General features: G+C 62.9%; 20 protein-coding genes and 1 pseudogene. 15 read left to right on the top strand and 6 right to left on the bottom strand.

Annotated elements, in window-relative coordinates; all coding sequences use genetic code 11:
• Positions 1–79 precede the first annotated feature (79 nt).
• The 7 genes from ligD (at position 80) to EOC94_RS22690 (ending at position 10,000) form a co-directional block, all read left to right on the top strand.
• The gene (gene ligD, locus EOC94_RS22725) at positions 80–2,560 is read left to right on the top strand and encodes a DNA ligase D (RefSeq protein ID WP_127293608.1); all 2,481 of its coding nucleotides are present in this window, start codon (positions 80–82) and stop codon (positions 2,558–2,560) included.
• Between the two features lie 88 nt (positions 2,561–2,648).
• Positions 2,649–3,569, top strand: a complete 921-nt coding sequence (locus EOC94_RS22720; RefSeq protein WP_127293606.1) for a Ku protein — start codon at positions 2,649–2,651, stop codon at positions 3,567–3,569.
• Complete coding sequence (locus tag EOC94_RS22715) at positions 3,566–4,660, top strand: tetratricopeptide repeat protein (RefSeq protein ID WP_127293604.1); 1,095 nt, start codon at positions 3,566–3,568, stop codon at positions 4,658–4,660. Before EOC94_RS22720 ends, EOC94_RS22715 begins: the two co-directional genes overlap by 4 nt.
• 214 nt (positions 4,661–4,874) lie before the next feature.
• Positions 4,875–5,516, top strand: a complete 642-nt coding sequence (locus EOC94_RS22705; RefSeq protein ID WP_127293600.1) for an alpha/beta fold hydrolase — start codon at positions 4,875–4,877, stop codon at positions 5,514–5,516.
• 10 nt (positions 5,517–5,526) lie between these two features.
• Positions 5,527–6,297 (top strand): exodeoxyribonuclease III, encoded by a 771-nt coding sequence (locus EOC94_RS22700; RefSeq protein ID WP_127293598.1) that lies wholly within the window; start codon positions 5,527–5,529, stop codon positions 6,295–6,297.
• A gap of 117 nt (positions 6,298–6,414) precedes the next feature.
• Positions 6,415–7,887, top strand: coding sequence for a WD40 repeat domain-containing protein (locus tag EOC94_RS22695; RefSeq protein ID WP_127293596.1), 1,473 nt, complete (start codon positions 6,415–6,417; stop codon positions 7,885–7,887).
• Between the two features lie 100 nt (positions 7,888–7,987).
• Positions 7,988–10,000, top strand: coding sequence for an amidase (locus EOC94_RS22690; RefSeq protein ID WP_127293594.1), 2,013 nt, complete (start codon positions 7,988–7,990; stop codon positions 9,998–10,000).
• A 64-nt stretch (positions 10,001–10,064) separates the two neighbouring features.
• Here EOC94_RS22690 and EOC94_RS22685 read toward each other — a convergent pair whose 3' ends face one another.
• Positions 10,065–10,394, bottom strand: coding sequence for a hypothetical protein (locus EOC94_RS22685; RefSeq protein WP_126105720.1), 330 nt, complete (start codon positions 10,392–10,394; stop codon positions 10,065–10,067).
• A 223-nt stretch (positions 10,395–10,617) separates the two neighbouring features.
• Here EOC94_RS22685 and EOC94_RS22680 point away from each other — a divergent pair, with 223 nt between their 5' ends.
• Positions 10,618–12,240 (top strand): ABC-F family ATP-binding cassette domain-containing protein, encoded by a 1,623-nt coding sequence (locus EOC94_RS22680; RefSeq protein ID WP_126105721.1) that lies wholly within the window; start codon positions 10,618–10,620, stop codon positions 12,238–12,240.
• A 69-nt stretch (positions 12,241–12,309) separates the two neighbouring features.
• Here EOC94_RS22680 and EOC94_RS22675 read toward each other — a convergent pair whose 3' ends face one another.
• Positions 12,310–12,741, bottom strand: a complete 432-nt coding sequence (locus tag EOC94_RS22675) for a methyltransferase domain-containing protein (RefSeq protein ID WP_126105722.1) — start codon at positions 12,739–12,741, stop codon at positions 12,310–12,312.
• Positions 12,742–13,336: 595 nt separating this feature from the next.
• On the opposite strand from EOC94_RS22675, the gene EOC94_RS22670 reads away from it, so the two are divergent.
• The 6 genes and pseudogenes from EOC94_RS22670 to EOC94_RS22645 all read left to right on the top strand — a co-directional run.
• The gene (locus EOC94_RS22670; RefSeq protein WP_127293592.1) at positions 13,337–14,641 is read left to right on the top strand and encodes a mechanosensitive ion channel domain-containing protein; all 1,305 of its coding nucleotides are present in this window, start codon (positions 13,337–13,339) and stop codon (positions 14,639–14,641) included.
• A gap of 161 nt (positions 14,642–14,802) precedes the next feature.
• Positions 14,803–15,909: a KamA family radical SAM protein gene (locus EOC94_RS22665; protein ID WP_127293756.1), complete on the top strand. Its 1,107-nt coding sequence runs from the start codon at positions 14,803–14,805 to the stop codon at positions 15,907–15,909.
• 157 nt (positions 15,910–16,066) lie between these two features.
• Positions 16,067–16,717, top strand: a complete 651-nt coding sequence (locus EOC94_RS22660; protein WP_127293590.1) for a BA14K family protein — start codon at positions 16,067–16,069, stop codon at positions 16,715–16,717.
• Positions 16,718–16,839: 122 nt separating this feature from the next.
• A complete protein-coding gene (locus EOC94_RS22655; protein ID WP_095482729.1) occupies positions 16,840–17,169 on the top strand; it encodes a DUF2934 domain-containing protein in 330 nt (109 codons plus the stop codon).
• Between the two features lie 3 nt (positions 17,170–17,172).
• Positions 17,173–17,322 (top strand): hypothetical protein, encoded by a 150-nt coding sequence (locus tag EOC94_RS22650; protein WP_023677295.1) that lies wholly within the window; start codon positions 17,173–17,175, stop codon positions 17,320–17,322.
• A 199-nt stretch (positions 17,323–17,521) separates the two neighbouring features.
• A pseudogene (locus EOC94_RS22645) lies at positions 17,522–17,614 on the top strand (BA14K family protein); the annotation flags it as partial.
• Between the two features lie 173 nt (positions 17,615–17,787).
• Here the strand turns inward: EOC94_RS22645 and EOC94_RS22640 are convergent.
• The 4 genes from EOC94_RS22640 to EOC94_RS22625 all read right to left on the bottom strand — a co-directional run bounded on the left by EOC94_RS22640 (position 17,788) and on the right by EOC94_RS22625 (position 23,216).
• Positions 17,788–18,678: a restriction endonuclease gene (locus tag EOC94_RS22640; protein ID WP_127293588.1), complete on the bottom strand. Its 891-nt coding sequence runs from the start codon at positions 18,676–18,678 to the stop codon at positions 17,788–17,790.
• 83 nt (positions 18,679–18,761) lie between these two features.
• Entirely contained in the window at positions 18,762–21,869 is a 3,108-nt protein-coding gene (locus tag EOC94_RS22635) for a DEAD/DEAH box helicase (protein WP_185928308.1), read from the bottom strand.
• A 10-nt stretch (positions 21,870–21,879) separates the two neighbouring features.
• Complete coding sequence (locus EOC94_RS22630) at positions 21,880–22,692, bottom strand: Hachiman antiphage defense system protein HamA (RefSeq protein ID WP_127293754.1); 813 nt, start codon at positions 22,690–22,692, stop codon at positions 21,880–21,882.
• 344 nt (positions 22,693–23,036) lie between these two features.
• Positions 23,037–23,216 (bottom strand): hypothetical protein, encoded by a 180-nt coding sequence (locus EOC94_RS22625; RefSeq protein WP_127204768.1) that lies wholly within the window; start codon positions 23,214–23,216, stop codon positions 23,037–23,039.
• Between the two features lie 135 nt (positions 23,217–23,351).
• On the opposite strand from EOC94_RS22625, the gene EOC94_RS22620 reads away from it, so the two are divergent.
• Positions 23,352–23,612: a hypothetical protein gene (locus EOC94_RS22620; protein WP_127293584.1), complete on the top strand. Its 261-nt coding sequence runs from the start codon at positions 23,352–23,354 to the stop codon at positions 23,610–23,612.
• Positions 23,613–23,614: the final 2 nt, after the last annotated feature.

Here is a 23,614-nt window from a genome sequence, read left to right as displayed (position 1 = left end):
ATGCTGACAAAATGATTCATGTGATGTGGGTCAAGCCGTTGTTTTTACGCGGCCGACGCATCCCGCTTGGCATGCGCATATGACGTCGAAACTCAAGGCCTATCGCGCCAAGCGCGAATTCAGCAAGACGCCGGAGCCCGCCGGCGGACTGGTTGCCGGAGAAGGCAACCGCTTCGTCGTCCACAAGCATCACGCTACCGCCGACCACTATGATTTACGTTTGCAGGTCGGGGATGTGCTGAAGAGCTGGGCGGTGCCTCGCGGCCCGTCGCTCAACCCAGCCGACAAAAGGCTCGCGGTCGAGACCGAGGACCATCCGCTCGAATATATCGACTTCGAAGGCGTTATTCCCGAGGGCGAATATGGCGGCGGGCCGATGATCGTCTGGGACACCGGCGTCTGGGCGCCGATGGACGACGTCGAAAAGAGTTTGCGCACCGGTTCCTTCAAGTTCCGACTGGCCGGCGAGAAACTGAATGGCGGTTGGATGCTGGCGCGGCTGAAACCGAAGCCCGGCGAGGATGAGGGCAAAAAGAACTGGCTGCTGTTCAAGGAGCGCGATCTCGCCGCCGACGCCAAGCTCGACATACTGGAAGCCCGGCCGGAAAGCGTCAAATCGGGACGGCGCATCGAGGAGCTGGTGGCAACGCCGAAGCCTGCCGCAAGGCCTGTGAAACCGGTCGTGCTGAAGCCCGGCGCTTTGCCGGGCGCCGTCAAGGCGCCGGCGCCCGCCCGCATCGAGCCACAGCTGGCGACGCAGGTTCCGAAGCCTCCGGGCAGTGAACACCCCGCGGAAAAAACGCGCGAAGTCTGGCTGCACGAGATCAAGTTCGACGGCTACCGCACCATGGCGCATCTGGCTAAGGGTGAGGTGCGGCTGATCACCCGCGCCGGCATCGATTGGACCAAGCGCTATGGCGACCTGCCGCATGCCTTCGCCAGGCTGCCCTGTCGCGAGGCTGTTATCGACGGTGAGATCGTCGTGCTCGACGCCAAGGGCATCAGCCGCTTTGCCCTTTTGCAGGACGCGCTGGCCGAAGGCGCCGGCAACAAGCTGCACTTCTATGCCTTCGACCTGTTGTATCTCGACGGCTGGGACCTGAGAAAAGCGCCGCTCGGCCGGCGCAAGGCGTTGCTGTCGCAGTTGCTGTCCGGCCTCGGTGCCAACTCCGCCATCCAGTTCAGCGATCATGTCGAAGGCGACGGGCAGGGGCTCTATGACCAGGCCTCCGAACTGGGGCTGGAAGGCGTCGTCTCGAAACGCGCCACGGCAACCTACCAGAGCGGCCGCACCAAGACCTGGACCAAGACCAAGGCGCTCAAGTCCGACGACTTCGTCATCGCCGGCTACACCACCTCCGACGCGGCCGAGGGGCTGGCGGCGCTAGGCATGGCCGAATTCGAGGACGGCGAATTGCATTATCGCGGCAAGGTCGGCACCGGCTTCGATGCCGCGACAGCAGGCGAATTGCTGGCCCGGCTGGAGCCGCTGCGCGCCGGCGCGTCGGCGCCCGAAGGGGTTCCGCGCGAGATCATGCGCGAGATGAACTGGGTGCGGCCGCTGCTCTCGGCCCGCATCCACTATGCCAACCGCACAGCAGACAATGCGCTGCGCCATGCCGTGTTCCGCGGGCTCAGGGATGTCGGCCTGTCGACGCCGGTGTCGGCCAAGCGCAAGCGGCTGATCGCCGAGGCCGACCTTGCAACGATCTGGGTGACCAACCCGACGCGGCGGCTGTTCGGCAAGACCGGACCGACCAAGCTCGATATCGCCGTCTACTACGCGCTGGTCGGCGACTTCATGCTGCCGCATATTCTCGGCCGCCCGGTGTCGCTGGTGCGCTGCCCGACCGGCAAGCCGCAGGACTGTTTCTTCCAGCGCCATGCCTTCACCGGCATGCCGCCTTCGGTCGTCACCTTCGAGGCGACCAATTCCGAGGGCGAGACCAAATCCTATTTGTCGGTCGAGGACGCCAAGGGCTATCTGGCGCTGGCGCAGTTCGGCGTCGTCGAGTTCCACACCTGGGGCACCCATCGCACGCGGCTCGACAAGCCCGACCTGATCGTTTTCGACCTCGACCCCGGCGAGGGCATCGCCTGGCGCGAGGTGGTCGGGGCGGCGGTGCATATCAAGGGCGAGCTTGAGGCGATGGGGCTGGTGCCGTTCGCTAAAACCTCGGGCGGCAAGGGCATCCACATATCAGTGCCCGTGACGCAGAAACAGAACTGGAAGAAGCTGCACCAAGCGACCAGCGCCATTTCCTCGGCGGTGGCCGCCTCCGCGCCCGACACGTTCACCACCACGATGGGCAAGGACAACCGCAAGCGGCGCATCTTCATCGACTACCACCGCAATGCGCGCGGCCACACCTCGGCGGCACCTTACTCGCTGCGCGCCCGCACAAACCTGCCGGCCTCGACGCCAGTGAGCTGGTCCGATCTGGAATCCATCGACGCTCCGGAAGATTTGAATTATTCTTCGCTGCCGGGCCTTCTGGCCACCTCCGGCGATCCCTGGGCCGACATGGAAGATTTCGCTAGGGATTTGCCGGTATTGTAGGTGGGATGTAGGTTTTGCGCAGCGCTGTTCGTCCTTTGGACGAAGCGCTGCAAAAGTTCGACAGTGCACGGCCGCGTAGGAGAGTTTCATGGCGCCCAGGGCAAGTTGGAAAGGTTACCTCAAGCTCAGCCTCGTCAGCTGTCCGGTCCGGCTCTATCCGGCGACGAGCGCGAGCGAGCGCATCAGCTTCAACCAGTTGCACAAGAAGACGCACAACCGCATCAACATGAAGCCGGTCGATCCCGAGCTCGGGCTGGTCGAGCGCTCGGACCTCGTCAAGGGCTACGAGTACGAGGACAAGCAGTACATCATCATCGATGATACCGATCTCGACGCGGTGCGCATCGAATCCAACCATACGATGAACATCGAGGCCTTTGTCGACGAGGGCGAGGTCGACGTGATCTATCAGGACGCGCCGTACTATCTGGCGCCGGATGGCGCGATGGCCGAGGAAACCTTCGCCGTCCTGCGCGAGGCGATGCGCCAGTCCGGCAAGCTGGCGATTGCGCGGCTGGTGCTGTCCAGTCGCGAGCGCGTGGTGACGATCGGCGCGCGCGAGAACGGCATGTTCGTCTGCACCTTGAGGAACCCGAACGAAGTGCGCGGCACGGCTGAATATTTCGGCAACATCCCGGCCGGCAACCCCGACCCGGAGATGCTGCAGCTCGCCGAAGCGCTGATCAAGCAGAAGGAAACCACCTTCGATCCGAAGAATTACGAGGATCGCTACGAGATCGCGCTGATGGCGATGATCCGCGAGAAGCTGAAGGGCCACAAGCCGATCATCGCGGCCGCGCCCGAGCGCGGCAATGTCATCAACCTGATGGATGCGCTGAAGGCCAGCCTGTCGCAATCGGCAAAGCCGCCGGCTAAGTCGAAGAGCAAGGCCGATGAGGCGGCGAAACCGGCGGCCAAGGCAAGTGCTGCAAAGGCTGGGGCCGCAGCGGCCAAGGAAAATCCGCTCAAGGCCAACCTTCTCAAGGCCGTCGGCAAGAGCAAAGGGTGACAGCTCTCGCCGGCACCGTCTTCGGCACCATCGGCGCGCTGGCGGCGTTTCCGCTTCGGCTGGCCGCGCGCGAGGTCGAGCGCCAGCAGGGCCAGTTGCGGCGCGGCGTCAACAGGCGCACCAGCCATGTCGTGTTCGGACGCTTGTATCTCGCCATGGCCGGGGATGCCGAGATCGAGCGCCGCGTCGCGGCCGAGCGCGCGACCGGCCGTAAGCTGATTAGCGAGAACGGCTTTTTGCGCCTGCTCGGGCTGATGAAGGCGCCGGAGGCCTCGGCCCTGTCGCGGCAGTCGCTTCTCGACCAGTCGCGGCTGGCCGCATCCGACCTCGACCTGTTGTCGCTTTTCGACGCCTTCGAGCATGATGGCGAACCCTATTCGTTTCGCGACCTGATCCTCGCCCGCAAATATGCCGGGCTTGTCGCCGGCGGCGCCTCGTGGGGGGCGATCGCGCGCTCGGTGCACCGCTCCGGCCCGGTCGCCTCGCTCACCGCCAAGTCACTCAATGTAGGCTCGCAGCATGGGCGCGCCGATGCGATCTATCTCGAGGGCGGCCAGAGCGAACTGGACGGACAATTGCTGTTCGACTTGGGATCGCCGGATGACGACACGCTGGAAGAGTTGTTCGCCGACGCTGAAGCCGCGGAGGAGGCTGAACACCACGAGCAGGCGGCGGCGCTCTACCAACGCTGCCTGGCCATCGACCCGACCGATGCGATTGCCGCCTTCAACCGCGCCAACTGCCTGCGCGCCTCCGGCCACGCGGTCGAGGCGGCGCACGACTATGCCCGCGCCATCAAGCTCGACCCCGGCTTTGTCGAGGCCTGGTTCAATCTCGCCGGGCTGATGACCGAGCAGGGCCGCGACGCCTCGGCGCGACGGCACCTGCAAAAGGCGATCGCGCTCGATGCCAATTATGCCGATGCGGTGTTTAATCTGGCACGGCTGGAGTTCGACGCCGGTAACCTTGCCGAGGCACGGCGGCGCTGGGCGCGGTATCTTGAACTCGATGCGGATTCCGAATGGGCGCGTATGGCGGCCAAGGGGGTACAGTTCGTCGATTTGCAGTTGGCGCAGATGTCGGCGGGGTGAGGCTTCGTTTGGTCGCGCTTGAACACCCCCCTCTGGCCTGCCGGCCATCTCCCCCTCAAGGGGGGAGATTATGCGCATGGCGGGTTTCGCCAATCTTCAACGTCGCAGGAGTAGGCGGGCAGTCAAAGCTGCCAATCTCCCCCCTTGAGGGGGAGATGGCCGGCAGGACAGAGGGGGGCGCGAAGGAACTCGGCTTTCATCTGCGAGGCACCTTGTGACGACCACCTTCCTCTTCGACGGCGACGACAACGCCCCGGTCACCATCCTGCTTGCGCACGGCGCCGGCGCGTCGATGGACTCGGCCTCGATGACCGCCACCGCCAAAGCACTGGCAGACGCCGGCTTCCGCGTTGCGCGCTTCGAATTCCACTACATGGCCGCCCGCCGCTACGGCCACCGCAAGCCGCCGCCGCGGGCCGAGACGGTGAACCCCGAATACATCAAGGCGATCGCCGACCTCGGGGCGAAGGGCGTGAAGGGGCCGCTCATCATCGGCGGCAAGTCGATGGGCGGACGCGTCGCCTCGATGATCGCCGACGAGATGTTTTCAAAGGGCGATATTTCAGGGCTGCTTTGTCTGGGCTATCCCTTCCATCCGCCGGCCAAGCCGACGCAGCTGCGCACGAAGCATCTGGCCGCGCTGAAGACGCCAACGTTGATAGTCCAGGGCACGCGCGACGAATTCGGGACGCCGGACGAGGTCGCGACCTACGATCTTTCCGACCGCATCGAGATGCTGTGGCTGGAAGACGGCGACCACGACCTCAAGCCGCGCAAGAACATCTCCGGCTTCTCCACTGCCGATCATCTGAAGACGATGACTGATGCGGTGAAGGCGTGGGCGAGCCGGCTCTAACTTTCGCCCGATGAAGATCGCCACCTTCAACATCAACAACATCAACAGCCGGCTGCAAAACCTGCTGGCCTGGTTGACTATCGCCAAGCCCGACATCGTCTGCTTGCAGGAGCTGAAGGCAAGGGAGACGCAGTTTCCGCGCACAGCACTCGCCGCGGCAGGCTATGGCGCGGTGTGGACGGGTCAGCCGACCTGGAACGGCGTTGCCATACTCGCGCGGAGCTCAGAGCCGGTGCTGACCCGCGAGGCGCTGCCTGGCGACGACAGCGACCGGCAGGCGCGCTACATCGAGGCGGCGGTCAACGGTATCGTCGTCGCCTGCCTCTATGCGCCGAACGGCAACCCGCAGCCCGGTCCGAAGTTCACCTATAAGCTGGCCTGGCACGAGCGCCTGAACGCGCATGCGGCGGAACTGTTCGACACCGGCCTGCCGGTGGTGCTGGCCGGCGACTACAACATCGTGCCCGAACCGCGCGACATCTACCCGACCCGCTCCTATGACGACAATGCGCTGGTGCAGCCGGAAAGCCGGGCCGCGTTCGCGGCGCTGCTCGACCAGGGCTGGTTAGATGCGTTGCGCAAGAAGCACCCCAGCGACACGCTCTACACATTCTGGGATTACCGCCGCAACCGCTGGCCGCGCAATGCCGGCATGCGCCTCGACCACATCCTGCTGTCGAAGAAGCTGGCGCGTCGGCTGACCGGGGCAGAGATCGACCGCGACGTGCGCGGCGAGACCGGCGCCAGCGACCACGCGCCGGTGTGGGTGGAGTTGCGGTGAGGGGGGAGAGCCAATCTCCCTGTGGGGGAGATTGGCTACTATCAGAAGGACATCGACAAGCCCGGCGCTGACCGGCATCATTGCGGGCGAAGCGGATAGCGGCCCGAGGGGAGCCCGATGAACAGGTTTGTCGACAGGCTGCTTGCGGTGCTGCTGCTGGCGATCGGCTTGCTCTGTTTCACACGTGTGTATTTCGCGCTGGGCGGCGAGGGCGCCGGCGAAGGCTTCGCGTCCGTGCGCCTGGCTTTGGTCGGCGCGGCGGGCGTTTGCTCAGCCCTTGCAGCCCTGCTGTTCTGGGCCGGCCTGTTGCCGGGCCGATCGACGCAAGATCCGAAGGTGCCGCTGTTCGGCAGGGGTGCCGAAACGCAACCCGCCGGACGATCACGCCTGCGGAAGATCTTCGTCGTCATTCCGTTCCTTGCCGTACTCGCTTTGGTGGCCGACCAACTCGGCCCCTGGTTGCGACAGCCACAGGACGCCGGCAAAAGCCTGACCGCCGAGCAACCCGCGCCGAACACGCCGAAGGGCGAAGACGTCGCCAGCGCGGAACCGGTACAGCCGCCGGCTCCTGCCTCGCCATCCGAGGTCGCGCTTGCCCCACCCGCCTCACCGCCGGAGGCTGCTCCAGCCCCGCCACCGCAGACTGTTGCGCCGCTGCCCCAGGCTCCGCCGCCGCAGCCGACGCAGGCGGATGGCCACCGCGAGCCCGTCGTCTGGCTGGCAGTTGCGCCTGACGGGCACTCGATCCTGAGCGCCAGCACCGACCGCACGATCAAGCTCTGGGATATCGACGGCAAGCGCCTGATCCGCACTCTCGGCGTCCACAAGGACATGGCGCGGACAGCGCTTTTCCTGCCCGATGGGGCGCGGGCGCTGACGGCCGGCGACGATGGCGAGATCGTGCTGCGCCAGCTCTCCGATGGCGCTGTGCTGCATGTATTCTCGTCAGGCCAGAACGGTGGCGTCAACAAGCTCGCGATCAGTCCCGACGGCAAACGTGCGGTCAGCGGGCACGACACCGGCAGGGTCATCGTCTGGGATATCGAGAAAGGCTCGGTGCTGCATGTGATGCCGGGGCACGACTGGTCGATCAGCGGGATCGCCGTCTCGCCCGATGGCACACGCGCGATCAGCGGCAGTATCGAGGGCACGCTGAAGCTATGGGACATCGACACGGGCAAGCAGCTGCGCAGCTGGCACGGGCACGAGCGTGGCCCCTATGGCGTGGTGTTCATGGCCGACGGGCGCCATCTGATCACCGGCAGCGGCGACTATACGATCAAGCTCTGGGATCTCGACGTCGGTCGCGAAGTCCGCCGCCTCGATGGTCATTCGGGTACGGTCTATGCGCTGGCGCTGTCGACCGACGGCAAGCGGCTGCTCTCCGGTTCGCTCGACGGCACGGCACGGCTGTGGGACGTGGAAACCGGCAACGAGACCGCCCTGTTCGACAGCCGGTCCGGCCCGGTCTACGCGGTGGCATTCGCCGCCGACGGCACGGTGCTGACCGGCGGCTACGACCGCACCATCCGGGACTGGCCGGCAGGCGGCGGTGACGCGGTAGCGCTGTTTCCGGGCGCGCCGGAGTGATCGCCGTAAGCTCCTCCGCGCAGATTAGTTTCGAGGGCAAACGCGACCTGTACAAAATCGGCCCAAGGCCCCATCGTCGCCCAGGGTGTAGGGACCGAACATGACGAATCTCCACTTCGTCGAGGCGTCGATCGAACAGTTGCGGCGGGCGCTGGAGGCCGGCACCGTCACCAGCGTCGAGCTGGTCGGCGCCTGCCTGCGCAGAATTGCGCACTACGACCGGCATGGCATCACCCTCAACGCCGTTCCCGTGCTCAATCCAAAGATGTTCGAAGAGGCGGCCGCGTCCGACCGGCGCCGCCGGGACGGCGCGACGCTCGGGCCGCTGGACGGCATCCCCTACACCGCCAAGGACAGCTATAAGGTGGCGGGCTTGTCGGTGGCCGCCGGCTCGCCCGCTTTCGAGCACCTCACCGCCAACGAGGACGCCTTTACCATCGGAAGACTGAGGGCCGGCGGCGCGGTGCTGATCGGGCTGACCAACATGCCGCCGATGGCCAATGGCGGCATGCAGCGCGGCGTCTACGGCCGGGCGGAAAGCCCCTACAACGCCGATTACCTGACCGCCGCCTTCGCGTCCGGCTCATCGAACGGTTCCGGAACCGCGACCGCCGCCAGCTTCGCTGCCTTCGGGCTTGGCGAGGAGACATGGTCGTCCGGCCGCGCGCCGGCGTCGAACAACGCGCTGGTCGCCTACACGCCGTCGCGTGGCGTCATTTCCGTGCGTGGCAACTGGCCGCTGGTGCCGACGATGGACGTGGTGGTGCCGCATACGCGCAGTGTGCCGGATATGCTGGAACTGCTCGACGTGATCGTCGCCGACGACCCGAACACCAGGGGCGATTTCTGGCGTGCGCAGCCCTGGGTGGCGTTGCCGAAGAGTTCGGCCGTGCGGCCGCCACGCTATACCGGGCTCAGACTGGACGGGGCGCTGCAAGGCGTGCGGCTCGGCGTGCCCCGCATGTATATCGGCCGCGATATAGAGGCTGACGTTCCGATCCAGACCCGCGCGTCGGTGCTGGAGCTGTGGGAGCAGGCGGCAGCGGATTTGCGACGGCTCGGCGCGGATGTGGTGGAGGTCGATTTTCCCGTCGTCTCCAACTACGAGCGCGACCGGCCGGGCACAAAAAACATGGTCGATCGCGGGCTGGTTCCGGTAGAATTCGCCGAGCGCGAGATATGGGACCTGTGCGTCTTCGCCTGGGACGATTTCCTGCGCGCCAATGCCGACCTCGCCATCCCCGATCTCGCCTCGGTCGACGGCGCAAAAATCTTTCCTCAGCCGCCGGGCAAGCTGCCGGACCGCTATGACGACAGTTTCGATCTGGCGGAGTATGTCGAGCGAGCCAAGCGCGGTGCCACACCATTCGAGGCCATTCCCGAGCTGGAGGCCGGCCTGAAAGGCCTCGAGGTGACGCGGCAGATCGACTTCGAGGACTGGCTCGACGCGCAAGGGCTCGATGCGGTGGTGTTTCCCGCCGTCGCCGACGTCGGGCCGGCCGACGCGGATGTCAACGAGGCGTCCGCGGCACTTGCGTGGCGCAACGGCACCTGGGTCGCCAACGGCAATCTTGTGCCGCGCCACCTGGGTATTCCGACCGTCACCGTGCCGATGGGCACGATGGCCGATATCGGCATGCCGGTCGGGCTGACCTTCGCCGGCAAGGCCTATGAGGATACGAAGCTGCTTCGGCTGGCCGGCGACTTCGAGCGTTTCGGCCTGCGCCGCACCCGCCCGCCGCGCACGCCGGAATTGGCCGACGATGTCTTTGCCGCCCGGCATGGCGACATCACGACCAATGATGTGCCGCTGACCATCACGCTTGCCGCCGAGGCGCGGCATGCGGGTGGCCAGGACGAGATAACAATCACGCTTGATGTGCATGGCGAGGCCGGAGCCGAGACCAGCGTGAAAATCCATGTCAACGGCGAGCCTGTCGCCATGCAGCGGACCGGCGCGCGCTTCACCGGGCGTGCGGTCGTACCAGCTGCCACGCACCAGGCGATCCACAGCGTCTGGCGCGGCTCGTACGGCTCAATCGTCACCGCCGTCGTGCGTCTTGAGGACGGACGCGTCGCCGGCGCCTATGCGGTGACGGGAGGGATTGGGTAACATCGCGCTTCGGCTGGTGCCACGGCATCCAGCGCAGCGTCTGCGGCCAGTCTTTCAATCCGCGTCAATCCGGCTTGCAGGGGTCGGCTTTGGCCGCTGCCGTCTTTTCGCCCTCCTGCTGCGCCTCGACATCCTGCTGCGAAGTGGCAAGGTTTTTATCCCCACCGCCTTCCTGGTTGGCAAGCGGCATGGTGTTGGCGTCCTTGCTGGCCGGGCCGCCCTCGACCCTGTTGCCGGTATTCGCGTCGGTTTCGAGGGGCGCACGCGTTGCGTCTTTTGCGATGCCTGATTGAGCTTCGATCGATGCGGTCGTCTCATGGCAAGTGGCGCTTGCCGTGCCGGCGGTCAGGCCGATCATAGAGGTGGCGAGCAAAATAGCGGTTAGCGTCTTCATCTCATCCTCCTTTCGGTGTTTGAGCCTATCTTTCTAAACTGCCGGCGATATCCAAGGTTCCGCTAATTCAGTTCGAACTCGATCCGAACGCTCAGCGGATCGTTCCGGCATCTATCTGGCCGGCATCTATCTGGCGACGTATTCCCATTGATTTGCGGGCTTCCGCAGGCGCGGCCTATCGCGTATTGGGCCAGGGAAAATCCCTTGGGCACGCGTGAAAAGTATGATTCGACTGGAAAGCATCAGCAAGCAGAACGGCCGGCAGATCGTCTTCATCGAAGCCTCTGCCTCCCTGCAGAAGGGCGAGAAGGTCGGGCTGGTCGGCCCCAACGGCGCCGGCAAGACGACGCTGTTTCGCATGATCAACGGTGAGGAGCAGCCCGACGAGGGCCAAGTCTCGGTCGATCGCGGTGTCACTATTGGCTATTTCAGCCAGGATGTCGGCGACATGGAAGGCCGTAGCGCTGTCGCCGAAGTGATGGACGGCGCCGGGCCGGTGAGCGAAGTGGCAGCCGAGATGCGCGAGCTCGAAGCCGCCATGGGCGACCCGGAGCGATCAGGTGAAATGGACGCCATCATCGCCCGCTATGGCGACCTGCAGGCGCGGTTCGAGGAGCTCGACGGCTATGCGCTGGATGGCCGCGCCCGCGAGGTGCTCGACGGCCTCGGCTTCAGCCAGGAGATGATGGACGGCGACGTCGGAAAGCTTTCCGGCGGCTGGAAAATGCGCGTGGCGCTGGCCAGGATTCTGCTGATGCGGCCCGACGCCATGCTGCTCGACGAGCCGAGCAATCATCTCGACCTGGAAAGCCTGATCTGGCTGGAGCAGTTCCTGAAAGGTTACGACGGCGCGCTGCTGATGACTTCGCACGACCGCGAGTTCATGAACCGCATCGTCAACAAGGTGGTGGAGATCGATGGCGGCTCGCTGACCGCTTACTCCGGCAACTATGAATTCTACCAGCAGCAGCGGGCGATCGCCGACCGGCAGCAGCAGGCGCAGTTCGAGCGCCAGCAGGCGATGCTGGCCAAGGAGATCGCCTTCATCGAGCGTTTCAAGGCGCGCGCTTCGCATGCCGCCCAGGTGCAGAGCCGGGTGAAGAAGCTGGAGAAGATCGACCGCGTCGAGCTGCCCAAGCGCCGCCAGAAGGTGTCGTTCGATTTCCAGCCGGCGCCGCGCTGCGGCGAGGACGTGGTGACGTTGAAGAACATCCACAAAAGCTATGGCAGTCGCTCGATCTATGAGGGGCTGGATTTCCAGGTGCGCCGCCGCGAGCGCTGGTGCGTGATGGGCATCAACGGCGCCGGCAAGTCGACGCTCTTGAAGCTGGTGGCCGGTGCTTCCGAGCCGGACAATGGCACGGTGGCGCGCGGGCCCAGCGTCAAGATGGGCTATTTCGCCCAGCACGCCATGGAAGTGCTGGAGGGCGAACGCACCGTGTTCCAGACGCTGGAGGACGCGTTTCCGCAGGCCGGCCAGGCGCCGCTCAGGGCGCTTGCCGGCTGCTTCGGCTTTTCCGGTGACGAGATCGAGAAGAAATGCCGGGTGCTGTCGGGTGGCGAGAAGGCGCGGCTGGTGATGGCCTTGATGCTGTTCGACCCGCCCAACCTTCTGGTGCTGGACGAGCCGACCAACCACCTCGACATCGCCACCAAAGAAATGCTGATCACGGCGCTCTCGCAGTATGAGGGCACCATGCTGTTCGTCTCGCACGACCGGCATTTCCTGGCAGCGCTGTCGAACCGGGTGCTGGAACTGACGCCCGAGGGCATTCAAACCTATGGCGGCGGCTATACGGAATATGTCGAGCGCACCGGGCAGGAAGCGCCGGGGCTGAGGAGCTGAGGCGCAGGCCCGACGCTGCCGCTCACCGTCACTCAAACCCTCGATTCCGGAGAGAAAGCCACCGGCTGCTCAGCCGCGTATCACAATTTCGCGCAGCGGATCGCCGCCGTCGATGAACAGCCGGCCTTGCGCCGTCAACGCGGCCTCAAGCCGTTGCAGGGCGATTTTTCCTGCCTTGGGATGACGCCCGTCCAGTGCGCCGACGCGCACCGCAACGGCAATGTCGAAGGGCTTCTCGTCCGCCTCTAGGTTGAAGTCCTCGATAGCGACCTGACGAAGGCTCAGCCGGCCCGCTGCAATCTCGGCGCGCGAGGCGGCCCTGGCCTGCGCGATGGCCTTGGCCGAGCGGTCGATCGCCAGCACGTGGCCGTCGCCAATCCGGCGTGCGATCTCGCGCGCCGCAGCACCCGGTCCGCAGCCGATCTCGAGCACCCGCATGCCCTGCCGCAAAGGCAGCGCATCGACGATCGCCAAAAGCCTTGGCGACAAGTCGTTCGCCATTCCTCTTCTCCAGCCTTTCCCTGAGCCGAGATTAGCGACCATGGCTGGCGACGGGAAGGCCGACACCTGAGGGGACATCGTCGATGTGTTCACCGCCGGTGGGCGAGGCCCCTTGATCGATATCGAAAAGGCCGACGATCGGTCGACTTTCTCAACTGCCGCGACAGGAACAGTGGGGGGCACTTAAAGCAGGGCTTCCCGGACCAAGCCCGGAGCGGCCCGGCGTCGTTGGCCTGAGGGGGGGACTGGCGCCGAGCCTAACCGGTTGGGGGGTAGATCACCGGCCAATTTAGATACATACGCTCAAGCTAATGTAAGCGCAAGCTAATGTTATGAGTTAGCGATTTCCAGCGGTTGTTTCTGATCGGCCGTGCGCTCGAACCGGGTGCCGAACTGACGCCCGAGACATCCACACCTATGGCAGCGGCTATACCTGACTGTCCCGAACGCTTTGGCAGGAGCCGCCGGACTTGCAGGGCTGATGCGCAGAGCGGAGGCCTGGAAGGCGTCTTGGTGGTCGGCTTGACCATTCAGGAGGCCGGCGACATTGTGGATGGCGAGTTGCTGTTCGCCAGTCCATAACGGTCGTGTGGGAATGGATTTTCGCAACGCCATCGATGAATCGCTGGCCTGGGCCAGCCGATGGTTCGACTACGCCGTCACGCCGTGGTTTTTCTATCAGGCCGCAATCATCGTCGTGCTCTTCCTCGTCGCGAAGCTTGCGGCGCAGCGCATCGAACCGCTCGTGGAGAACCGGGCACGCCAGATAAAGGGCCATCCCGGACTGTTGAGGGTCGTGGTTGCCCTGTTGCGGCGCACCGACTGGATCCTGTTCACGGTCTTCCTGCTTGCCGCGCTCTTTCTCATGCGCGCCGTCACCTGGCCAAGCCGGAGCCATTTCATCACTATCGCGCTCTCGCTATCCCTCGCGTGGCTGTTCGCGTCGGTGCTGTCGCGCATCATCCGCAACCGCTTTGTCGCGCGGGCTCTCGCCTGGCTCACCTGGATCTATGCGGCCCTCGTCATCCTGGGCATCGATGACGACACCGCGGCTTTCCTGGACAGCCTCGCAATACCTTTGGGCGCGGTTCGCCTTTCGGCGCTCATGGTGCTGAAAGCGGCGCTGTTGCTGATCGCCACGGTTTGGCTTGCGGTGGTCGTCGGCAAATATATCGATGAGCGTGTCCGGATCTCCGAAGAGCTGACACCCTCGATCCGCGTCCTCGTCGGCAAGGTCGCAAAGGTCGGCCTTGTGCTGGTCGCGGGTGTCATCGCCCTGTCTTCCGTCGGTCTCGACCTGACGGCTCTGACGATATTCTCCGGCGCCGTCGGCGTCGGCCTGGCTTTCGGGCTGCAAAAGGTCGTTTCAAATTTCGTCTCCGGCATGATCATCCTTCTCGACAAGTCGATCAAGCCGGGCGACACCATTTCGCTCGAAGGCACCTTCGGCTGGGTACGCGAACTGCGGGCGCGATTTGTCTCGGTGGTGACGCGCGACGGCCGCGAATACCTGATCCCGAACGAAGACTTCATCACCCAAAGGGTCATCAACTGGTCGTTCAGCGATAACCTTGTGCGGCTCGACGTCAATTTCGGGGTCTCTTACGACGCCGACCCGCATAAGGTCAGTGAACTGGCGATAGCGGCCGCCACGAGCGTCGGCCGGGTCGAAGCGGGCCGGCGGCCGGTCTGCTGGCTCACGGACTTCGGCGACTCCTCGCTCAATTTCGTCCTGCGCTTCTGGATCCACGATCCTCAACAAGGCCTGACCAACGTGCGCGGAAGGGTGCTGCTGGCGCTGTGGGACACCTTTAGGGAAAACGGCATAGACATCCCCTATCCGCATCGCGAGATCATCATGAAGCCGGACGGGCGCGTTGGGACATCACGCGGGCGCTGATGGGGCAGGGTGCAGCAGGGTCGCGGCGCCGAAGCTGAGAGCGGCCTTTTCGTCCGTGCCATCGCAACGCCGCTTATTCCCTTCAAGCCTCGGCTCCAATGCTGTATCCAGCCCCGAATTCAAGGAGCCCCTCGATGACCTCACATCTCGCCGACGCCAGCATGGTTGTCGATGCAGCCGGCATGCCGGCCGATGACGACGCCGCGTGGCAGGACGATGTTCGCGCGGGCGTGCGGCATGTGCGCGATCTGGATTCGCTGCCACTGTCGCCAGCCGAGCGCGCGGCGGCCCAAGCCGCGGCCACGCGCCACAAGGTACGCATCCCAAAAGCCTATCTCGACCTGATCGACTGGAGCGACCCCGCCGATCCCATCCGGGCGCAGGTCATCCCGTCGCCCGAAGAACTGGCCGAGCAGGAAGGCGAGCTCGACGATCCGATCGCCGACCATGCCTTCAGTCCGGTGCCGAGATTGACGCATCGCCATGCCGACCGGGTTCTTTTGTTCCCGACCTATCAATGCGCGGTCTATTGCCGGTTCTGCTTTCGCAAGGAATCGCTGACCTCGATCGGCCGTGGTTATACGCGCGAGGCGCTGGAGCCGGCCTTTGCCTATATCGAGGCTCATCCCGAAATCCGCGAGGTGATCCTGACCGGCGGCGATCCGCTGTCCCTGCCGGACAAGGCGCTGGCCGAAATCCGCGCCCGCATCGAGGCGGTTCCGCATGTGCGGCTGTTACGCATCCACACGCGCGTGCCCGTCGCTCTGCCCTCGCGCGTCACGTCAGGGCTGGTTCGCTCCCTGCAGGGCCGGCTGATGGTCACGATCGTTACCCATTTCAACCACGCGCGGGAGATCACGACGGCGGCCGAAGCGGCCTGCCGCACGTTGCGACAGGGCGGCTTCGTGCTGCTGAACCAGAGCGTTCTCCTGAAAGGCGTCAACGACACGGTCGAGGTGCTGGAGGAGCTGTGCCGGGAGCTGATGTACCGCCTCGGCGTCAAACCCTATTACCTGCACCACGGCGATCTCGCCCGCGGCATGGCGCACCGGCGCACCACCATTGCCGAGGGACAGGCGTTGGTCAGCGCCTTGCGCGCGCGGCTGTCGGGCATCTGCAACCCCGTCTATGTGCTGGACCTGCCGGACGGCGGAGGCAAGGTGCCGCTCGGCCCGTCCTATGTCGAGGCGCAGGACGGAGAGACGTGGTGGATTCGCGGGCAGGACGGCGAGGTGAGGGCGTATAGGGAGGTTGTCGGCGATCTTTGAAACCTGGGTTCCTCGCCCCGTCAAGCGGGGAGAGGTGGCTCGGCGAAGCCGAGACGGGGAGGGTTTTCCCCTGAGCGCCGAAGCTCCTGCCGTTGGGCCTGGTTGGAACCGGATCCAATGCCTCGCATTTTAGAGATGAGGGGCAAAGGAGCGCAGGGTGAAAGCTTTATCAGCCTTACTTGGCGGCTTCGTGCTGACGCTGGCGGTTTTTGCCAGCGGATTGGCCTTCGCCCTCTGGATTCTTGCCGCCGAGCCGGTGCGGCAGGTCGCCCCGACGTCCAGCGTCGCCGAACTGTGGCCCAAGGAGCCGCGGAAGGTGGACGCTGCTTCGCAGCGTCTTGAGCGACTTCCCGCCCGCCCAGTTGATCGCAGCTCGACACCTGCCGATGCCGCGGCTTCGGCGCCCATCGTTACCGGCTCTATCCAGCCGCAAGCGGACGAGCAGCAGACGGGCGAGCAGCAGGCGGTGCCTGCCGGCCATGCAGAATGGTGCGCAAGCCGCTACCGCTCCTACAGGCCAAGCGACGACCACTACACGTCCTACAGCGGAGAGCAGCGCCCCTGCATCTCGCCCTATCTCGATGCGGGCGCTGCCGACCGCACCGCACAGCCTCCCGACGATGGCGCCAGCTATGTCGAAGCGAGCGACACGTTGCCAATGGATGGTTACGTTCCGTCGCAGGAAGCCGGCGCCGCCTGGCTTCCGCCCGACCACGTGCAATATTGCTTCAGCCGCTATCGCTCCTATCGGCCGGAAGACAACAGCTATCAGCCTTACTCCGGCGGCCCGCGCAGGCAGTGCGAGTAGGCAGGGCGGGCTGGCGGCCGCAGTGCATGGCGCCTTGTGCGACCCCACCCAACGATCACGCAGATTTCTTGGATCGTTCGGGTTGGCGCGGCGTTCATCCGATACCCAAAGGAGGAATCAACATGGGCGACGACCGGGAAGACAAGATTCGTGAGCGCGCATACCAGATCTGGGAACGTGAAGGCCGGATCCATGGCGATCCCGAGCGGCACTGGCACCGGGCCGAGGCCGAGATCGACAGGGAGGCAGCCCTGCCGTTGACGGCAGGCGATGCCCTGCCGGAAACCCGCGAGGTCGCGAGCTCCGACGTCTTGACGGTGGAGGCCCTGGCGATACGCACCGGCATATCGGGCGAACAGGCGCAGGAGCTGATCGACAGGCTGGGCAACGACCGGGCGGCGATCGAACAAGCCGCGCGCAACCTCAAGGGGAAGCAGCGGCTCGGGGAGTGACAGATGATCAGAAAGCTCAAAGACGGAAAATACCGCCTCTATTCGCGCAAGAAAGACGAAAAGACCGGTAAGCGCCGCAATCTCGGCACCTTCGATACCCGCGAGGCCGCCGAGAAGCACGAACGCGAGGTGCAGTATTTCAAGAGGCATTGAGGCGGCGTTGGTGGCCGGTGCCCGCCAGGCAGTTGCGCCGCATGCCTGGCGGAACCTGAATTCTTACTCCGATGCCGGCGTTGCCGACCGCACCGCACAGCCTCCCGACGATGGCGCCAGCTATGTCGAAGCGAGCGACACGTTGCCAATGGATGGCTACGTTCCGTCGCAGGAAGCCGGCGCCGCCTGGCTTCCCGCCGACCACGTGCAATATTGCTTCAGCCGCTACCGCTCGCCGGAAGACAACAGCTACCAGCCTTACTCCGGCGGCCCACGGAGGCAGTGCGAGTAGGCAGTAGGAAGGTGCTGAGAGGCGACTTGCGCCATCTGCAAACTAGGTGCTGGACCTTCCCCAGGGCGAAGGCAAAGTGCCGATCGGGTGCGTCGTATTTCGAAGCGCGGGACGATGAGACGTGGCAGATTCGCGGGCAGGATCGGGCGGTGAGGGAGGTGGTGGGGAGTTCCCTATTTTCCTAGAATCTCCAACATATCGCAAACCCGTCGGAATATAACGCCATTGGACGCTGCTTGCCGGGCCTTCTCAGAGATTACCCGGTCTAGCGGAATCGAATACGCCATGGTCTCATGGATGTCGCGCGCATCCATGCATATGATCTTCTTGCCTCGGCCGAAGGCGAATAGGCCGTCTTCGGTAAAGCCGCTATAACTAATGAACAACCCTCGTCTCCAAGCGGCCTTCTCCTCGACCTTCCCGTGGAATGCCCTCAAGGCCGCCGCATCTACCAAACGGTTCTGCCACTTGGCTTCGAGAAGGTATGTCGATCCTTCTAGCTGGAAACTGCCGTCAATCTGCTCGCCGCGAATGCGGAAAGGGTCGCGGGCCACAAGACCGTACACATTGAACATGTCCCTGAGAAATCTTTCGAAGTCATATCCACGCTGATGAGGTGCCACGTCGAGCAAAGCTTTGTAGCGTGTCATCAATCCTGCGATAGCTTCGGGAGATACATTTTGGGCCGGCGCAGAGGTAGCCGGTTGGTTCGGCTTTCCGAGTTCCCACAGCCCACCAATCGAATGCATCAGGTTGGCCATCTTCTTATGGATGTCCGAGATGCCTTCCTTCTGACCGTTGCGCTCTATTGCAACTTCACGGTGGTCCCAAAGGGCCCTAAGTGCCTTCACCACAACCGGCTGCGGTGCCGTTTGGAGGAAATAGCGCATCCGCTTTCCCTTCGACCCACCTTCGACGGACCACCTGGGGTGGTCAATGTCTATGTCGATCTCCTCCTTGAAGAACTGAGCAAATGTTCTGTCCGAGAAGTTCAGCACATAACCGCCGCCCATCCAGAAGAGATCGTCAAGGAATTGCATCTGCAGGGATTTGAAGTTTGCCATGACTATATAATGTCCGTTCAGTCCTTACGCGACATACAGCGCGACGGTCCTCACAAGTTTTGTGCAAGTTCACTCTGATCGGTTTAGTTCCTTAGATCACTCGCCACAACGGTGAAGTAAACTGGATATGCAGCAAGTACTGCATTAATCTCATCTGCCCTGTTTCGGCATATCGCCCGCACGCCGCCGCGTTCGAGGACTTCCGGCCACGATGCAGCAAGCGTAGATGCCACAATCCGATCGACGAAACCCGATTCCATAAATGCGAGCGCAGACCGATCAGGCAGACCACTCTTAATTTGACGCTGAAGCAGCGCGAGCGCTTCTTGCAAACCGGGATCGAGTTCTTCAGCTAGATCAGCGAGCGACGCAATCACCATTGCGACGTCATAACCAAAGCCGTTTTCGCACAGCGCCACCACATCCTCTACTGTTACTCTGTCACCGCTAACGCGAACGTCACGGCCGACTAGAAGAGCATGGATTGCCGCATAAGAATGTCCGGCTACCCACTCAAGAAGGGCGAGCGAGACGGCGCCGGAGTCGGACATGTTACGGATCGAACTGGCGCTGACGTGACGGAGGGCACTCGCCGAGACCGCCTCGAGAAGACGATCCTCGGCGACTGCAATTCGCAGCGGCTCAATATTGTCGCTGAGCCAAGTCCGAAGCTCAGCAACGGCAGCGGGCGGCAACGGCGAGCGCCGGATGAGGAGCCGATAAGGTTCGTCGGTCCGTTCACTAATGATCTCAGCGATTCGCCGAAATATATCAACGAGTCGCTCGCGAGTTGGATCGTCGGCAAGGTGATAGGCGAGCGTGTTGGCGGCAAGGTCACTTACCCTAGCGGCAATATCTTCTCCCGCCGCAAAGGTCATGTTCGCAACGAGGAAGGCTGCGATGCTCTGCACGGCACGGGCACGACCCTCGATGAACTTACGGAACTCGTTTGCGCCAATGTTGGGCTGAAGCGCCAATGCTTCGGCGACAACCGCCTCGATTCGATCGCGATCGGCAAACGCGAGATCAAGCCATTGGGATAGTATCGGCTGCACAATCGGTGGCGCACCGGGCTGGCGCTGTACATAGTCTTCGAAGATCGCGAGGATGGCGCTAGTGCTAGGTTCGGACTTGCTCGCGTCCAGAAGGTCTTTCGCTTCGTTCCACCGCCAGCGCTGTGCGAAAATGTTGCGCTGATCATAAACCGTTGGCGTCGAGAAGATTATGCTTCCCTCGGTGTGCATGCCTGCACGACCAGCGCGCCCCATCAGGTTGTGAAAGTCGCGCACCAGGATCTTCTGGCCGCCTTGGCGGGTTGAAGTGACGATCAGGTATTTGAGCGGGAAGTTGACGCCTTGCGCCAACGTCGACGTGCACATCACGAATTTGATGAGGCCGTCCTTCATCGCATGTTCTATCGAAAGGCGCAGACCTTGCGGAGTATCGGCGTGATGCGCGAAGATGCCGAGTGCCGCTGCTCGAGTCGCGCTAGCTTGGGCGCCGAGATGTTGTTCGGAGAGGTGACGGATCTTTTCCACTTCCGCGGCATCTGAGACGGCTAGTGGCCGCATGTAGGGAACACCACGTTCGAAAATGTCAACCGCGCGGCGGCAGAGCTTAGCTGCGCTATCTTTGCGCCCGCAAAATATTGCGACGCTGCCATTGCTGACGACGTGAAGCCCCAGAAAAAGGCCGACGTCGCCGCCATCCTTTCGCTCGGGAAAACGGCGCTCAGCCTTCTCTTTGCCGCGCAAGGGCAGGACGACGTCGTTGATAATCCGCGGAACCCAGAACTCGACCTCTTCTGGGTCCGCTGGGCTCACATATTGAAGGCGCCCTCGCGCGTGCTGCCAACTGGCGAATGCGATGCTCTTTGCAGTTGGCATTAAGCCGTCGCCGCCGATCACCGCATCAGGATCGCCGATCAGCCATGCTGCGACGTTTGCAGCATTCCCGATGACGGCCGAGATCAATACAATCTGGGCGTCGGGGCTGAGCGCCATCTTGAGAGATGTGAGTAGTAGCTCATAGGTGGGGCCGCGAGTCATGCCATCGAATTGATGGCCCTCATCGTAGATTACCAAGCCAATACGATCTGCGAGCTCGGGTGCTCGGCGGAGCATATAGAGCAGCTTCTCAGGCGTGACGATCAGGACAGTGTTGTTGGCGAAAAGTGCCTCAAGTTCAAGGTCGAACTGATACGAGTCGGAGGCCTCGTCAAGGCTGATAGGTTCGCCCGCAAAAGCCACCAAAAGGTCGCCGCGAATGTCGTGGCAGAGCGATCGATACGGCGCGACGATTACTGCAAGCGAGGCGCGATTCGCAAGGAAGGCCGAACGGATGATCAACTCCGTCGCACGCGTCTTGCCTGCGCTAGTCGGCATCTGGATGACAGCTGACCGCCCGAGGAGCATCCCCGCATTGGCAATCCGCTGCTGGGCCGGCCAGAGCTCGACCGGGAAATGTGACTTGGCAAGCGCCGGACGCCAGGCATCGGGATCTAGGCCCGACGAAGGGGGAAGCATTGTGCGCGCGGCATGGCGCAGCTTACTTGCACAAATGGCCGTAGTGAGATCGGCATAGATCAACTCGCGGGGCGATCCGTTCGCATATGCAGCGGACCGCAGTTCCGCGCACGCCCTTTGGACCGCGGCAGCATCATTGTCGAAATGCATATAGCCGCTGAGCGACTTTAATATTGCGGACGTGTGACCTTCGTGCGGATGCTCGCCGTCGATGGGCACAAAGTCGTTTCGGAGAATGGTATAGATCAGTCGGCCCAGTCCGCCGGAAAGGTTAAGCTCGGGCAAGTCCATGTGACGAATTATAACAGTGGCGCTGCCGACATTGCCGGCAAGATAGTACGCCGAGGCACAAAGCAGTGAGAACTCAGTGGTAATTGTATCATCAAGCTGCGCGTTCAGGAACGCGTCGAAAAATATTGAAGTGAAGCGTAGCCCGTTTATCGGAGTAGGGCCAGTTTCGCCCCAATTAGGCGGAACAGGAATGGCATCGACTGGCGCGAGAACATCCGCCTCGTCGTTCGCTATCGTCGCAGAGACGTCGCCAAGCAGACCGATGGCCAGCGTGAACAACATTGTAGGGTTGCGTGGCAGTGCATTGAAATCCTCAGGCGCAACTCGAAATTCGTGCATTTTAGCACGCGCTCGTGTCGTCGACAGGATGTTCATGGCGTTAGCGTCAGGCCTCATCGGCGGCCCTTTCGTAGAGCGCGTGAACCAACTTCATCAATGATGGCCCACGTACGACGATCAGCCGGAGATGGTCAGCATTGGGGTGACCGGCTGTGGAGGCGGCGGTTAGGTCCGTAGCGACGAACACCTCGTCATCGAGGATCGCTGCGGCACCATTGATACGTCTGAACGGTCGAGCTACTTCATTCTGGAAACGCTTGACCTTGCCGGCCTCTTCCTGCTGCCCGCGCACGAGCATTCGCTGTTTAATCGCGTTGAGCGTCATTGCCTCGCGCAGATGATCCTTGATCGAATCGGTAATAGCATCCTGCAGTCGGTTAGCATCGGTCTTTGTCATTCCGGATTTGGATTCGAAGATGAAGAGTTCGTCGTTTGGGTCGTTCGGTGCTTCGGTCGCAAACTTGAACCCGATGATGTCGCAACCCTTGGTGGAATCATTGCGGTTCCAGCGATCCTGGTAACGCAAGGTTCGTGGACTCCAATAACCGAGTAGATATTCGATATAGTCGGCGACGAGGATTTCACCAAAGTCGCCAGAGCGGAGGCTAGGCCCAGGGGTTTTGGAGCCATCCGGAAATAGTATCTTCCGAAGATATTCCGCGTTGCTGAGGCCAGTACCGTCAACCATCGCGGGTAAATCATCGTCATCGATGTAGTGTTGCCGGAAATGCGTAGCCCAAGCCGATAGAACTTCATCGTCTTCTTTTGGCTCTAGCGCCCAGATCTCTATCTCGCGCCCGCACGCCGTGACTTGACGCTCGCCAGTGTCGTGCAGCCACGAAACATGTGGTGGAATCACGCCCAATCGTTTTGCCCCTTGCCCCTAAGCTTCCAACTATACTGCTTGAGCAAATAAGGAAACCGTCATGCCACATCTTGCCTCCGCGGGCAGTCTCCCGCTGCACGCCGGACGAGACGATAGCTCGCAGCCGTGCCGTCGAGTCCCGGAAACGAGATGGTGATATGACCGATGAAGATGGTCGAGCGGCGCACGCCCCGTTGCCCGAGCGGCAATGTCCCCGAGGGTTTCGCCGCTTTACTGAAATCCAGGCATCTATCGGCGTGCTTCGAGTGCGAACTGAATTGTTTAGGATCAGCACGCAGTCTGCACCGGCGATGAGAATGCAACTGGATTTGGGGGGCTTAACGCGTCGCCCGGCGCGCTCCCTCCATCGCATCAAGCCGTTCCTGCAGATGCCCATTCAGCACGATCATCTCCTTGAGCGCCTTCACCGCATCGCCCTTGTGCTGGGCGATGAACTTGTCGGCGATGGCCTGAAGGGCAGCTTCTTGGCGGCTGTCCAGCGTCACGATGTGGTCCATGGCGATGCCTCCACCAGTTTCTGCTCAAATTGAACAAAACGGGAACAAAAATGTCAAGGGTGAATTGACTCCGCGAGGAATGCCTTCCTATTGTCAGTAGGTGGGGCGGTTCCTCACAAAATGGGGAGAGCCGCGATGGGCAGACGAAAAAGCCGGTTTGACAGGCTGTCGACGAGGGATGCGGAGGCGATCATCAGGGACGCTCTGAGCCTGCGCAAGACGGTGCTTTCGTCGCAACTGCATCTGAAGGCGCATGGCGAGCTGTATTGGCAGCTTTGCGGGCTTGTCGAAAAATTGCATGAGGTGATGGCCAGCCTAGCGGAGAAGGAGCCCGATTTCCGGATGCCGAATCTTGGGCTGCTCCCGCTTCCCGAGGATTACCTGACTCGGAAATGAGC

Origin of the sequence: Mesorhizobium sp. M6A.T.Ce.TU.016.01.1.1 (assembly GCF_003997065.1) — a bacterium.
GTDB lineage: Bacteria > Pseudomonadota > Alphaproteobacteria > Rhizobiales > Rhizobiaceae > Mesorhizobium > Mesorhizobium mediterraneum.
The sequence above is the reverse complement of the archived record's forward strand: the minus strand, read 5'-3'. Positions and strand labels throughout refer to the sequence as shown.

Coding starts and splice junctions, on each gene's coding strand:
- ligD (WP_127293608.1), top strand. CDS start 80: ATGACGTCGAAACTCAAGGCCTATCGCGCCAAGCGCGAATTCAGCAAG.
- EOC94_RS22720 (WP_127293606.1), top strand. CDS start 2,649: ATGGCGCCCAGGGCAAGTTGGAAAGGTTACCTCAAGCTCAGCCTCGTC.
- EOC94_RS22700 (WP_127293598.1), top strand. CDS start 5,527: ATGAAGATCGCCACCTTCAACATCAACAACATCAACAGCCGGCTGCAA.
- EOC94_RS22695 (WP_127293596.1), top strand. CDS start 6,415: ATGAACAGGTTTGTCGACAGGCTGCTTGCGGTGCTGCTGCTGGCGATC.
- EOC94_RS22690 (WP_127293594.1), top strand. CDS start 7,988: ATGACGAATCTCCACTTCGTCGAGGCGTCGATCGAACAGTTGCGGCGG.
- EOC94_RS22685 (WP_126105720.1), bottom strand. CDS start 10,394: ATGAAGACGCTAACCGCTATTTTGCTCGCCACCTCTATGATCGGCCTG.
- EOC94_RS22680 (WP_126105721.1), top strand. CDS start 10,618: ATGATTCGACTGGAAAGCATCAGCAAGCAGAACGGCCGGCAGATCGTC.
- EOC94_RS22675 (WP_126105722.1), bottom strand. CDS start 12,741: ATGGCGAACGACTTGTCGCCAAGGCTTTTGGCGATCGTCGATGCGCTG.
- EOC94_RS22670 (WP_127293592.1), top strand. CDS start 13,337: ATGGATTTTCGCAACGCCATCGATGAATCGCTGGCCTGGGCCAGCCGA.
- EOC94_RS22665 (WP_127293756.1), top strand. CDS start 14,803: ATGGTTGTCGATGCAGCCGGCATGCCGGCCGATGACGACGCCGCGTGG.
- EOC94_RS22655 (WP_095482729.1), top strand. CDS start 16,840: ATGGGCGACGACCGGGAAGACAAGATTCGTGAGCGCGCATACCAGATC.
- EOC94_RS22650 (WP_023677295.1), top strand. CDS start 17,173: ATGATCAGAAAGCTCAAAGACGGAAAATACCGCCTCTATTCGCGCAAG.
- EOC94_RS22640 (WP_127293588.1), bottom strand. CDS start 18,678: ATGGCAAACTTCAAATCCCTGCAGATGCAATTCCTTGACGATCTCTTC.
- EOC94_RS22635 (WP_185928308.1), bottom strand. CDS start 21,869: ATGAACATCCTGTCGACGACACGAGCGCGTGCTAAAATGCACGAATTT.
- EOC94_RS22625 (WP_127204768.1), bottom strand. CDS start 23,216: ATGGACCACATCGTGACGCTGGACAGCCGCCAAGAAGCTGCCCTTCAG.
- EOC94_RS22620 (WP_127293584.1), top strand. CDS start 23,352: ATGGGCAGACGAAAAAGCCGGTTTGACAGGCTGTCGACGAGGGATGCG.